At 38.7% G+C, this 15272-nt stretch carries 3 protein-coding genes; 1 reads left to right on the forward strand and 2 read right to left on the reverse strand.

What is annotated here, in order from left to right:
• Complete coding sequence (locus QZ657_RS03775; protein WP_291965062.1) at positions 1–12834, reverse strand: T9SS type B sorting domain-containing protein; 12834 nt, start codon at positions 12832–12834, stop codon at positions 1–3.
• Positions 12835–12995: 161 nt separating this feature from the next.
• On the opposite strand from QZ657_RS03775, the gene QZ657_RS03780 reads away from it, so the two are divergent.
• A complete protein-coding gene (locus QZ657_RS03780) occupies positions 12996–14084 on the forward strand; it encodes a hypothetical protein (RefSeq protein WP_291959811.1) in 1089 nt (362 codons plus the stop codon).
• Positions 14085–14166: 82 nt separating this feature from the next.
• Here the strand turns inward: QZ657_RS03780 and QZ657_RS03785 are convergent, their stop codons facing one another.
• The gene (locus tag QZ657_RS03785) at positions 14167–15225 is read right to left on the reverse strand and encodes a nucleoid-associated protein (protein WP_276471959.1); all 1059 of its coding nucleotides are present in this window, start codon (positions 15223–15225) and stop codon (positions 14167–14169) included.
• Between the last annotated feature and the right edge of the window lie 47 nt (positions 15226–15272).

The following is a 15272-nucleotide window of genomic DNA, read 5'->3' on the forward strand; positions in this document are numbered from 1 at the left end:
TTATCTATATAGAGTGAAGTTTCCTACAAACTCTCTAGTGTCGGCCGCGCCGTTTAGTTTAATGACATACCAATAGTCTCCGGTAGGTAGTTCGTTTTCCTGATAGAATCCGTCCCATCCGTCTTCATTATCTTTAAATGTGTAGACCGCTCTACCGTATCTATCATAGATACTTATAAAAATCTCTGGATAAATTTCAATATTATCCGGCATCCAAAAATCGTTCTGACCATCACCATTTGGAGTAAAGAAATTAGGGATTTCAATGTCAATAAATTCAATGAACAGACTGGCTGTAGCTTCACATCCGTTATCATCTACTACGGTTATTGCATAGGTACCCGTTTCTGTAATATAGAATACATTTTCAGAGCCTCTATTCTCATCCTCAAAGTAGAAAGTATAGTTTTCTCTACCTCCAACGACAGTTGCGGTTATCTGATTGATATTACTTTCTGCAACGGTAATCACAAGAGGATCGAATGCCAATACCTCAACATCATATGTGGTTAAACAACCATTTGCGTGAGAAATACTGATGTAATGCGTTCCGGGAGTCAGGTCCCTGAACATAGGTGTCAATTGCATCTCTAACGGATCAACGGTATCTAAGCCAAATAGTACATCATTTTCTATACTAGGATCGTTAAGTGTGATGCTTACATAGTTACTTGGTATTGTGCCGTTACAGCCATATACCGGCTCTACAGTTGCTCCAAGATCTACACCTGCGTCTATGGTAACTATAATTGTTTCTTCACAACCCTGTGCATCTTCTATATATATGATATAGTCACCGGCCGCCAAGTTCGTGAAGCTTAACCTGTCTTGTACAAAGTCTGTTTCTGATTCTAAACGTGTGCTATATGGAGCGGTACCGCCGGTTATAGTCAAATCAATTGTACCATCTTCTTCGCCTACACATATTTCTGGAGTGCTTTCAGTTATTACTTCTAATACTTCCGGTTCTACAATAGTTGCTTCAACAAGCTCAAAACAACCGTTGGAATCTTGTGCTATGATTACATAATCGCCAGGTGCCAATTCATCAAAGGTATTGTCATCACTAAAGCGATCTAAATTTGGTGAAATTGCATATTGGTATATTCCTGAACCACCTATCATATTCACCGTTATACTGCCATCTTCTTGCCCATTACAGGTAACATCGTTAATGGTTGTATTAGCGGTGTCAATAACCAATGCTTCCGGTTCTGTAATATTTATTAGTGCAGATGATACTTCACAATCATCGCTTTGAACCCTTACATAATATGTTCCTGCCAATAGATCGGTGAACAAACCGGTTGGTTGACCAGATCGTACCACATTTGTTAAACCTGCATCAGAGAACAATGCATATTCGTAATTGCCCAAACCACCTTGTGCTTCAGCATTTATAACTCCGCTATCATCACCGTTACAACTAATTGTTGGGTTGTTGTTCTCTAAAGTTACCGTCAACGGAACGATCGGATTTACTGTTACGCTATTACTTACAACAGATACACAACCAAAACTATCTTGAATATAGTACTCATATGTATTTGGAAGAACACCTGTGAACAAATGGGTGTTAGGTCCATTAGTTTCATTCATGGCATTGAATGTTGAGGTACCATCCGTATTCCACATATATGGCCCCGTACCACCAGAAGCGGTCAACAATAATTGTGCATCATTTAAACATGTTGCTCTTTGTGCCGTAACCAATTGACCTCTAACTTGTACAGGTTCTGCAATCTCAACAATATTAGTTTCGTCAGAACAATTTAGTTCATCTAGTATAGTAACACTATAATAGCCTGATCTTAAATTCATGAAGGTTGCCGTAGTCTGTGAACTGGATGTCTGTAAAAGATTTGCTCCAGGTCCGTCACTATCATATGTTTTAAGAATGTATCTATAATTTGTAGACACTGTTCTTGGTGTAAATGCCGCGGTAATTATTCCGTCGGTATCACCTTCGCACTCCAAACCTACTACAGATTGAATATTTGCAACAATTGGTTCTGGAGGGGTCAACGTAAATGCGTTGGTAAAGGTTTCTGTACAACCTAGACTATCCGTAATTTCTACTGTATATTGACCATCACTTAAACCTGTGAATAAATTACCGTTTACTTGATTTGCAGTATAAGTTGTTGAAGAACTTACATGCGTTAATACAATATTGAACGGAGCTTCGCCGCCATTAGGCGTAATATTTGCACTTCCCATATCATTACTACAACCAACATCTTTTGTCTCTATTGCGGCTAAAGTAATTGCTGCGCTAGGTGATGTAATCGTAAATGCTCTTTCTTGAACACATTCAGGAGTTCCAACTTGTGAAGCTCTTAAAATATAACTACCGGCAGCTACTGGAATAGAAGCTGTTGTACCTGTTCCTGCAAAAGTATCGGCATCATCTGTACGTGCAGTAGCTGATCCATCGGCATTCAAAACTTCCCAGTTGAAATCGCCTGTATAGGTAGCATCGGTAAAGGTTACCTCAATGGCCCCATCGGTTCCAAAACATACTACATCAGAAAGCTTATTAACCTCAATACTAAATGTATTAGGGTCTTCTACGATATGAGTTCGTGTTATTTCACAACCAGTAGTAATATTTCTAATACCAATAGTATAGGTACCAATTGCCAAATCTGTAAATGTATTGTCACCAGTTTGATAACTTGCGGATGGCAATATTCTAAATTCATAGTTTGCAAGATTTGCAGTAGTATTGGTAACGCTACTATTTACAACTATAGTTATGTTCTCACCACTGTTAACACAGTCCAAGTCCCTGTCTACAGTTACTGTTGCGTCCACAAAAATATCATAAGGATTTATGGTAACTACATGTTCCGCAGAACAGCCTTCGTCGTCATAAACACGAACAATTATATCCCCGCCAGCGGCATCTGTATGTGTATAGGTCAAATTATTGCTGTTTTGAAGAACAACATTGGTTGCATCGTCTATAAATTCAAAACGATTGTATGTTCCGCTACCACCAACTATTGTAATAGGGTCTATTGTTATAGTGGCATTATCTTGGTTATTACCGGTAGTACAGCCAAATTGAGCAGGAACCGGAGCAGTAAATGCTATAGCTACATTTTCTTCAACAATAACAGATTTTACCGTAGAACAATTATTGGGACTTCTAGCGGTAACATCGTATGTGCCACCCGGTAAGTCTATAAATGACTGGGTACTTGCATCCCACGATGCACTTGCGGGCATAGGTGTTAGAGTATAAGTTAGCGGATTGTTGCCGTTATTGACCTGAACCAATTCTATTGTGCCATTTTCGGCACCGGTACAACTAACCTTAGTAGGGGTTGCCGTGAAATCTGGACGTACGGCAGCAGGAATGGTTACCGCAAAAGTTCTACTACAATTTGGTGATGCCGTGCCTATATCATATACATTTATCGTGTAAATGGTGTCTACCGTATCATCCGGTACGCTTACCGGTACGTTCATAGCACCGCCGGTAAGCGTTTGCTTTGCTACCACATTGGCAGACGCACTATCTAAAATTTCGAATTCATAGTTGCCTGAACCTGAAATACCTTCAATAGCTATTTCAGCTTCATAACCCGCACCACAACCTAATTGCTTATCTAAACTTGCAGAGGCTTGTAGAGTAGGGTGCACCACTATATTGGTGTTTACCGTACAACCTGTAGCATCTTTAACAACTACGGTATAGCTGCCGGCCGGTACGGTATTATATATGCCATTATTGTTTTGATATGTGCTACCGCCATCAATAGAATAAAGAACGGTTCCCGTACCTGTAACATTTATGGTTACAGAAGCATTGGTAGCGCAATTAGCTATTTCCACATCGTCAATAGTTGGTGCTGCCATAAAGCTCATGGTAACGTTGCCCAAATTATAGGAGCAACCATATTTATCTTCTACCGTTACCGTGTAAGTACCCGCCGGTGATCCTGCAGCAATCTCAATAGGGTTATCTCCGGTTGCCGTAATGGTAGTAAAAGGTGAAGGACCTGTAATGGTATATGCATAGGTACCACCACCTCCTTGAACATTGTCTATTAATATTAGACCAGGATTTTCACACGAAATATCTTGGATCGATCTTGGGTTTCCGGTAATAATATCCAATTCATCTAGAATAGCATTTTCACTGGCACTGATACACTGTTGTGCACCACCGCTGTCTATTTGTGTTACTTGAATATAATATTCGTTAGGTGAAAGACCCGTTACGGTAATGGTGTTATTGTAGGCTATTACACCTGCACTTTGATCAACGATGTTATTGTCGATGTCAAATAAAGTCCATTGCATACTAGGTTCGGTCAAACCATCTTCGTCAACTATCGTATAAGTGATTTCGCCATTGTTAGATGTACTACAAGAAGGGCTGATTTCTGGAGTAATGGTCATTGGTAGACCACCTGCAATTTCATTTACGTTTACTGTACTTTGTCTAATACAAGTTACTGGTGTATTATTATCTCTAACATAGAAAACATACGTTCTACCAGGTATCAAATTTGTGAACTCATACATACCATGACCTGCAGTCACCGTACTTCCGTCCAAAGCAATAGCGCCACCGGGGTACCATGTTGCGGTGCTTTCATCAAAATTTGCGGGATAACTTGAAAAAGTATATTCGTAACCTGGAACTCCTTCGCCACCTTGTACTTTTACTTTTAATTCATCGCAATTTTCAACTACGGATGAAGTCGTAATATCCAAATCATCCAATGGATAAGGAATGATTTCTCTTGGTAAATCTGTTTGACAAATTAAATTGCCGCTACCGTCAATTGTTCTAATGGAAGGGAAAACTTCATCTCCAGAAGATAATCCTGATCTAAAACTAGTTCCTGTTTGCCACGTACTACCACCGTCTTGACTATATTCTATAGTACCGGTTAAACCTGTAGTTACGTTTGTAAAATCGAAACCAAAATCAGTATCGGCTCCGCTACAATCACTTGCATAAGCTAATACAATATCTGCTGTAAGTTCAGCTGGTGCTGTAATCGTTACAGATTCTGTTTCAGAACATCCGGCTTCATCGGTAATTACTACATCGTAATCACCTGGTGCTAGATTATAATAGGTTTTAGTAGAACCAACAACATTGGTTTGTACTTGGTCTGGTGTACCATTGGTAATGTCTATCAATCTATAATCGAAAGGAGATAATCCGTCATTAATTGTAACTTCTATATTTCCTGTACCGTCATGACAATCTGGGTCTGTTGCTACGGCAGTAATGTCCAATACCGGATTTGCGGATATGGTTTCGGTTACCATCGTTTGGCAAGCATCCGTACCATTTGCTTTATCTCTTACATAGATATCATAATCTCCAATATCTGCCAAGGCAATTGTTGTAGAATTACTTGCTGAAAAATCAGCATCCGTAACCGTAGTTCCATTAGGAACAAAGGCATACATGAAATTATTGTCACCACCCGATGCAGTTGCCGTTAAACGACCATCGGCACATAAACTTGCATTTACAGGCACCACACTTAGTGAAATTGAAGGTGCAATGGTAATGGATTGTAGCGCTGAAACACAACCATATATATCATTTACTTCTACATCATAAGTACCTTCGGATAAGTTGCTGAATGTATAGGTAACGTCGGTTATTGGAGAAGGTGTTTGCCATGCTCCGCCGTTAATTCTAAATGAATAGTTACCATTGCCATCGGTTACCGTTGCAGTAACTGTACCGTTGTTTTGACCGTCATAACACTGTGTAGCGGTAAGACCAAAAGCAATTGTCTCTGGCTGAGAAACGGTTACGGTGGCCGTTGAAACTGCTTCACAATTATTATCGTCCCTTACTCTTACGTGGTAGGTACCTGCGGGTACGTTCAAAAACTGTGTTGAGGTAGTGTAGGTCCTTATTACGGTATTATCCGTTAATTCTAACTGATATTCATAACCTGGTGTGCCTTCATTTGCAGATGCTTGTAAAGTTGCCCCAGTATTAAAGCACGTAAATTCAGCAGTTTGTTTAAGATCTGCCGTTAATGCATTTGGAGAAGTAAGCGTTACAGATGTTGCTGAGGTTGCGGTGCATGAATTGTCATCTATTTTTTCTACCATTACAGTGTACGTACCATCTGAAAATGTTGCAGGGGTAGTAATAGGTGATGTAGTTTCTGCTGTCCAAGTTGCTCCGCCATCTACAGAATATTGATATCCTAAGACTGGATCAAAATTAAAAACTTCAAAACGAATACTACCGTTATCGCTACCGTTACATGTAGGGTCTGTACTACCTAAAATGGCTACTTCAAAAGTTTTTCCGGATTCTACAATTACCGTAATATCTTTGGTTTGCTCACAAATTTCTGGAGTTTGTGATGCCTGAATATCATCTAATACCAAGAAATTACCATTATCACTATTTAAATTGGTACGCAATACAACACCAACTGTGGTATTTGCACCAGGATTGAAAGTAACCGTTCTTTGGTGCCAGTCATCTGCATTGTTGTTTTGAGGAATAGCGGCAGTTGCCTGACTACTAATTACAGTACCTGAACCGTCTACCAATTCTACCAATATTTCTGGGTCGTTACCAGAAGCATTATCTATTAATATGTTATAAGCGTAGAACGATATCGTGATTTCTTGATCGGCAAGTGCTTCTAATCCTGTTCTTGACCATAAAATGTTGTTATCACCGGCAGAGGTGCTTACCCCAATTGCCATAAATCTACCATCGGTTAAACCAGAGTGGTCATTAGGGCTTCTCCAAGATGCATTAGGGTTGGTTATTCTGTTGGTAACTGCATATTCCGCATTTACAAGTATTCCTGCAGGTCCTAAGTTACAATCCGTTTCAGTGCCATCCTGTGGTTCGTAGCAATATCCTGCACCAATTTCAGCGATCTGTGTAGTTACACCCGCTCCAAAATTTTCAAGGAACAAGGTACTTTGAGAGCTTGCAATGGTATTCGTGTATCCAACAGTTATGGTTTGAGTACCTGAAGCAACATCATTGAAAATATTACTGTTCAATGGCGCGTTGTCCGTACCGTTCAATTTATAGGTATAGGTAAAATCCGTTGTATTTGAAGGGGTAATCGTTACTACGCCGTCTCCATCGCACTCATAGGTAATGTCATTTGTAAAGGTTGGTGCAATAGTAGACGTAGGTACGGTAATTTCTAGGTCTGTAGAACATTCCAAAGCATCTTTAATTGCCAATTGGTAGGTGCCAGGTGCTAAACGTTGTTCATCTACCGTAGAGAATGTATTACCTCCGTCAAAACTATATTGGTAAGGTGCTTGACCACCACTTGCATTTAAAATCTTTACCAAAGCCGTAGGCGTTGCCGCACCAGACGTATCACATGAGGCATCTTCAATAATTGAAGGTGATGCCGTTAATGCAAATGGTTGGGCAACCTCATAAGCTATAGTCTCTCTACATGCATTCCCAGGATTACTATTGGAATCCATTACGGTAATGTTATATACACCCGCAGCTATATTGTTAAAGAAGTTTTCTGTCTGGAAGGTTGCGCCATCATCAATACTATATTGGTAAGGGGCATTACCGCCAGAAGCAGTAATGGTCAATACAGCGGTAGCAGAATCTGCACACGTAATAGCCGTATTTGATGCTGAAATGCTTATGGTGCCCAGATCTTGCATCTGTACAATATTCGACAATCCGTAGCATCCGTTATCATCTCTAATTACAAAAACATATTCCCCATCTTCATTAGGTACATATGTAGAAGGCGTACCATCATATCCGAATAAAAACGATGGATTGGTCGTAAATTCTGAATCTGGTATAGTTGTCTCATCCACGTAAGGAGCGACACCATCTTTACTGTATATGGCATATTCATAACCTGTTGTGCCGCCAGTGGCCGTTAAATTAATTACACCGGGAGTACAGGTAATATTATCTTGATTTGTAGCGGTTAACCTTAGTTCGGGAATTTCGTCGACCGTAATAGTACTTTCATCACTACAGCCATCTATGGTAGTCGTTACCACAACATAGTCATCTGCAGAAAGACCGGTAAATGTATGTGTATTGTCCTTTGAAAGTAGATTATTGGCGACCAAGTCTCCTTTGCCACCGCTACCGTTGTCAAAATATAGTTCATAGCTATACTCTGGCGAAACGTTCAGTGCCTGTATGGATATTGTTCCCGCATCGTTGCAATCAAATGGTACTGAACTTACCGTTGTATCAAAAATTCTTTCGGCAATCCCAATTTCCTCTGTTTCAAATACACAACTATTTTCAATGGGTGCACCTGTGGTAGGATTCAACTGCGTAATCTGCACTTTATAGGTACCGCTGGCCGTTATAGCAAAATTAGGACCTTGTGCCGCACTGAAAGGTACAGCTATAGCATTGTTTTCTACATCGAATAACTGGTATCCGTAACCACTACCTAGGTCTATTACTCGTATAGAACCTTCGGTATCACAAATAATATCGGATGAATCTGGTTCCGGGATGTCCAATGTATTTTGATATGCATTGAAATAGAACCTACTGAAACATCCGCCCTCATAACCTATGACCACCCTGTATTTACCACTTTCGGTTATTGTAAAATTATCGGCATCGGTTACCTGGTTCCATGTCCACCCACCATTTGTGTTTGCGCAATCATCACTTACATCTCCACAAGTAGCGGTATTACAGCTTGTTTCGTCAAGTTTTTCCCACTTAATGCTCAAAGCATCGGTAATACCTAACTGTATAAATGCACTATCGGTATCTCCACATAGGAAAATATGTGGCATTGAGTTGTTATCGTTAGAACAGGTTACAATTTCACCTTGAATATCATTATCTGGGTTGCTGTCACCATTAACTTGGTTAAAGTAACTGATGATCGGGTTGGTCTGTGTTTCGCCATAACGCTCTACGGTAATCAATTCCGTATGGTTTGCACAACCTGAAGCCGATGTTTTTTCAACAATATAGCTGCCTATTGTTGTAACCGTTAGCGTGTTTGATGTACCATTATCTAAAATAGTATCACCAGAATCTATTGATCCATTATTATTGTTATCAATCGCCCAAGTGTAGCTGTCAAAACCTATACCGGCAGAAAGTGTTCCGCTGGCGCCGCAAAGTTCTACTGTACGGGCAACGTTACAATTTGCCAATGCATCTGATACATTATTGGCGGCAACTTCTAAAGTCGTTGTACATGCACCTGCAGGGTTACTGCCATCTTCGTCCGAAAAGGTGTTGGTATTTAAAGTGCCGGTGTAATTGGCATAGGCATGGTTCTCTAGTTGAGAGGCACAGGCCGCTACAAATTCAGAACAGTCGCCTGCAACGGAAACCGTTATCTTTATTTTATACTCTGGATCGTCTATTTGAACTAGATTGTCAGGTATGGTGAACGTAATTGTTCTGGAGCTTTCATCATAGGTGTTGGTTACACCCGGTGCGTCGTCAATGTTTATGTCATCTAAACTTACATTGTCGGGCAACACATTTTTTATGGTGAAACCGGTTGCATGATCATCTCCCGTATTTTGAAATCTTAATACATAATTGTAAGTATCTCCTAAATCTACATCTTCCCCGTTAATATCGGTACCGCCCAATAATTCTGAAGTATTGCCCAAAACAATTACCGGTGCAAAAACCTGAGTATAAGAAGCTGCATTTACCGTACCATCAGTAGGGTCAACTGCAGGAATTCCCGTTCCATACTCGCCGCCATCACCACCGTCCGCAGCATCATCTTTATAAAATTCATTGGCATCGCTACATCCGTCATCATCACTATCCAAATCCAAGTGATCTGGGTAGCCATCCATATCAGTATCTAGATTTGCACAAAATCCAGAAAAGGACGCTGTATTATAGGATAGAAAGGCAACATCTGCATTTGAACTAAGTTGTAATCTTAGATAAGCAACATCGGCTAAATTGGCGGTAGGTATGCCAAACTCTGATAATTCTACGGTGGCCAAGCGATAATCCCTTGTTGTATTATCAAAGAATACGCTTCCGTTTGCGTGGTAAACATCTAATCTGTAAGAGCCAACAACACCGGTAAGGGCTCCTCCACTATACGCTTGTACACGTACGGCGTTTCCTAACGGGGCACCTGTAGCATCGTAAAGACTTACAACGTGACTAGCGCCATTTGGGTCAGCCACTTGGGTAAGTAATATATCTGGTATTCCATCACCAACATTGGTAGCTACTATAGGATCTATTTCATAAGTCCAAGTATCGCCAATGTTGACTATGCCGGATCCTAAATCCAACCCGTTTTGTCCATGTGTCAATAAAGGGTTCAATGCATCTGTAGTAGGGTCGTTAACAATGGTTAATCCTAGAGCATTGTCATTATTTCCATCATTTAAATTCGCTTCAAAAGTTGCTTCACCATAAATGTTGTTTGAAGGGGTCAAGGCCATCCAGCTAGACTCTGTAGCTGAAATGTCCGAAAATCCGTCATTGTTGGCGTCTATACCGTCAAATAAACCATTGCCGTTGGAATCATAAAGATTATCGTCTGCAACGCCTGTGGAAAATGTTGTGCCGCCTGATGTGAATGCCAATAACTCATGTGATAGATTCGGTAAAACTGGATTTCTTGAAGTTGTAGAACTTCTCCAAAAGCCATTGAAGTTAGAGAAAATTTCGGTTACGGCGGTACCACCCTGAACTGTGCTTGAAGGTGATGTGAAATTTACGTCATTAGATATAAGACACATTTGCTCAACAGCATCTAACACCCCATCATTGTCATCATCTAAATCAACACTATCTACTACACCGTCATTATCAAAATCGTTATGCACTATAATACGGGCAGAGGGTTCATCTCTAGTAATATTGGCATCCGTTTGGTCTTGGGTGTTAGTAGCTATGTTTACCAGGTTTAATAATGGCAAAATGTCTATTTCATCTGCGGTTACCTCTAACGTTAATATAGCAACTTCACCAGGAGCCAAAGTTCCAATATTCCAAACATTTTTATTAAATGTTCCTGTAATTGTGTTGGCCTGAACCAATGTTAATCCTTCAGGAATATTATCTGTAACCCGTAAATTGGTAATATCATTAAAGTATAAATTTTCTGCTCTAATGGTAAAAGTAGCAGTTTCACCTTCTGTAATTTCTGGTTTGTCAACTGTTTTTTTAATTTGAACATCTGGTTCACAATAGAAAATCTTAATAGTTTGCGAGTCGTAGGTACATGGTCCTTTTGTACCTCTTACATAGTAATCACCGGCAATGGTTGCTGCATAATCATATGCATTTGCGCCTGGTATGGCAACACCATCAAAATACCATTGGTAGGCATCGAAATTATCATCTGATGCTTCAAAGATACTTGAGCCAGAAAAACACTCACCTTCAACACCGCCGTTGATTTGTAAAATAACTTCCGGTACGGTATCAAAACCTGAGAAATAGCCGGCAACACCACGTGCACCATTAAACCCAAAAAAACCGATAGCCATTGGCCCGGTCGAAGTTACGTTTATATTGCCATCCAAATTTGGAATGTAAAAAGTCTTCCAGTCATCTGATCCCGCTACTGGGTCAGAGGCCGGTTTAGAAACCTCTACACCATCTTCGTATACCTTAATATTTGCGTCTAACGTATTTACCGAAGCAATAATGGTTAATCCGCCAGTAACATCAGTACCGGCCATGTTTCTAATATCTGGAATATTGTCCATTACATCTGGTAACAAACAGTTTACCGGGGCTACAAAGTTTAGACCTTGAGTGTAATTTGCAGCTGCACCTGCTAAACTCTGGTACGCGTAAACATCTTTAGACGTTGTAACAAACATGTTTGCACCTGCAGAGTTACTAGAGTAATAAGAGCTTGGTATTTTAAAATATTCACCATTATTAATGGTTGCAATTGGTGTTGTACTGCCATTTACAAATACTTGGGTATTATCTGCGGTACCAATTACCAATGGAAATTCTGTAAGGCCGCTACTAGAACCGTTACCTCTAATAAATACATATTCCTTTCCTAATTTATTAATAGGTACTGGCTGATCAATACCGGCATCTCTGTGACTTTGGCCATCTTGACTACCAAAGTTCATAGAACCATTACTGATTACAATATCTTTTGTTGCTACTATAGAAGCACCGATCCAACCATCTTCATGTGCTTGTGTAGGTGAGGTTCCTATATAAGTTTCATAAACGAAAGACTCATTGGCATTTAAGGTTATAGTATGTGAATTGGCGGTAATTCCCGCTCTGTTATTACCTACTCTAAACTCGCAACCTGGATCATAACCGGATAAGACAACTGTGGTGTTGTCTTCAGTGGCCATAATACCTAACGTATTAGATTTGGATACTTGTGCACCTTTGTTGGGTACACCGCCCCATTTAAAGTTCGTACCCATTGCTTGTCTACCCTTTGCTGTCAGTGACGCAGCTTGTGCACCAGAATTACCTCTGTAATTCACATAAAACTTTTCTCCGCCCGCAGATATAAAACGTAAACCACTATTGGAAAGTACTGTACCGGTATTTGCATTGTTTACTAAAGTAATATTGTTATCACCATTTGGTAAGGTCCAAACACCTGGGTTAAGTCTATCAATAGTAAATGTTCTTACAATTGTGTTAGAGGTACCTTGATAAGCATAAACGTTGAAAGGTGTGGTTTCTGGAGTAGATAAATGAATTGCTTGGTTTTGTATAGCTGCATTATTTTGACCTTGCTTCATTGGTGGTAAATAATGAAGGTCGCTCAACTGTGCGGTCCCTAAAAAAGAACTGAACGCAATTATAAAAAACAGTAATAATTTAATAAGCGATTTAGTCAGAGTGGTCATCGGTGTGGTTATAAGTAGTACTAAAACAAATAAAGTGACCTTTTGGGTCCTAACTAAAAAAATGTTGTATAAGGTTCATATATGTTGTTGAACACGCTAATTATATATGCTTGATGAAATTTATTTGGTCTATTTGTGTAATTTACCAGTAAATTTGCAGCATGTCGGAAGAAAGATTAATGTCCAAAAAAAAACCTGCTTACCCTGTAAGTGAGGCATTAGATGGCTATTTGGAGCACTATAGTAGAAAGATAGAAATACCTATTTTTTATGATGATTTACTTCGGTTCTCGGGATCGGTCGTTGTGTACGATAAAAATGATGAGGATACACTTTGGGTACGTGCATATTATTCTGAGTTTGATAGAAAGGAAATTGACGATAGCTTAAAAAAAGTTTATTCTATTTTACATTCTGATGGAAGCGATAATATTCATCAATATTTAAATGTCGATGCAGTCGATTTCTGTACGTTCGGAAACTCTAAACCCTTTAGAATTAAGATCAGAAATATCTTAAATGACAATTTCACATATTTCTATATTAAAAAGACCGATGCATCTCGTATTTATGGGCTAGAGTTAGAGCACATGCTTTCACCGTACAATCTTAACTTTTTGGTCTATAAGGATACGTTGATCGAAGAGCATATTGCAGGTATACCTGGTGATGAATTTATAAAGCATAATTTACCAAAATGTACACCACGTGAAAAGGCGCAATTGGCTAAGGAATTCGTAAAATTCAATGAACGTTGCATGATCCGTTTATTGGGCGATATGCGTTCATATAATTACGTAATTGTGCCTACACACGATTTTGACCATGTAGTATACAAAATAAGGGCCATAGATTTTGACCAACAGTGCTTTGAAGGAAAGTTGAAAGTCTATAGGCCTCAATTTTTTAAGGAAAATTACCAGATGGTTGAATTGGTTAGAAAGAAACTAACACATGATTCTGTAGATCAATACAAATTGGAAGAACGGTCTATGGTAGCCAAAAGAATTTTAAGTTCCGGCAATAGAATAAAAAAATTACGGGCTATCTGTAAGACAGATGATATTTCTACTCCTGAAAATATAGCAATGTTAAGAGAGCAAATTGAAGTTCTTACCATGGATATGGATTTTAAGAATTGTAAAACAATGGGAGAAGTGCTGGATCTAGCACTGAATTTTGTGCGAAGAAATTATGAAGACGTAAGTTTAAAACAGATTATAGAACATAATATTAAAATAAATAACTAACTGATTATCAGTTAATCATGAAAATAAAAAGGCCCGTTATTTAAATTTAAATAACGGGCTTTTTTTTATACAAATTGTTTATTTAGCTCTTCTGTTCTTTATTGAAATATACTAAATAGTAATACATTTGTCGCTCTTCATCCCATCCTTTCTCTACAAACTTCTCCGCAGATTCCGGGTTTATAAAATCCATTTTAATCTGTATATTGGTATCTAGATTAATAACATTTTTAATTTTCTTACGAGCATCAGATACCGCTTTATTGGCAATATCAAAAGTAGAAACATCTTCTATACTAAATTTAGGTCCTTTTTCTGTTTTGTAATGTTTAAACTCCGGTATCAATTCTGGGTTCTCCATTACTTCGTTCAAAAACGTAGACTCTTCAAAAGCATCGTTCTTTGCAAAATGGTTTACTGCACGGTTCATGAACAAAACTTCTTGTTGTTTATCCTCGGCAGGTAAAACGACCTCTTTGGCAAAGTCTTGGCAAAATTTTAAATAGTTTTTTGTCTTAAAGTTGTCATCTGATAATGGTTCAACACCTAAGAAGTTTTCTATCCAGTATTTGGTATCGTATTTATTGCTGTCAACTGAAAGTACTTTATAACCTTCCTCTTTTTCAACATTGAAAATTAAGCAGCCTTTATCCAACTTATTAATATTGATACCTTGTTGAATAACAATATCCAAGTTGCTGTTTTTTTCTTCAAACTGAATAAAATCGTGTTTTAACTCACTTTTAAAAATTCCGATGGCATCAACCTTCTTATTATCTAAAAGTAAGTTAGAAAGGTAAGCTACATAGACTTCCCCACTTTTAATATGGGGGTGGTTAGATTGCTCAAAAAGTAACGAAGCTACTTTCTTTGAATTTAAATGAGCCTTTGACGGGTCTTCAAAAATTTCGGTCACTATTTTATATAGCTCGTTAAACTCAACATCTACTTCGTTTGCAAGCTTATAATAATTCTCTTCTTTTTCTCTAAAAGGTTTAAAAAAATATTCTTTTAATAGACCGGTAGTTTCATCATTAAGTCTAAAGGGTTCTTCTGAAAGAAAGATACCTTCGTTTTTATTTTTGTTACCAACTCTATGTATTGAAATACTCTCAATTTGGGTAGCATATAGGTTAATCATAAAATGTTCTAAATTAAATGGTTAGTAATCGAAAAATATTTTTTGTT

This window comes from Maribacter sp. (genome assembly GCA_020629415.1).
In the GTDB taxonomy this organism is placed as follows: Bacteria; Bacteroidota; Bacteroidia; order Flavobacteriales; family Flavobacteriaceae; genus Maribacter; species Maribacter huludaoensis.

Coding starts and splice junctions, on each gene's coding strand:
- QZ657_RS03780 (WP_291959811.1), top strand. CDS start 12,996: ATGTCGGAAGAAAGATTAATGTCCAAAAAAAAACCTGCTTACCCTGTA.
- QZ657_RS03785 (WP_276471959.1), bottom strand. CDS start 15,225: ATGATTAACCTATATGCTACCCAAATTGAGAGTATTTCAATACATAGA.
- QZ657_RS03775 (WP_291965062.1), bottom strand. CDS start 12,834: ATGACCACTCTGACTAAATCGCTTATTAAATTATTACTGTTTTTTATA.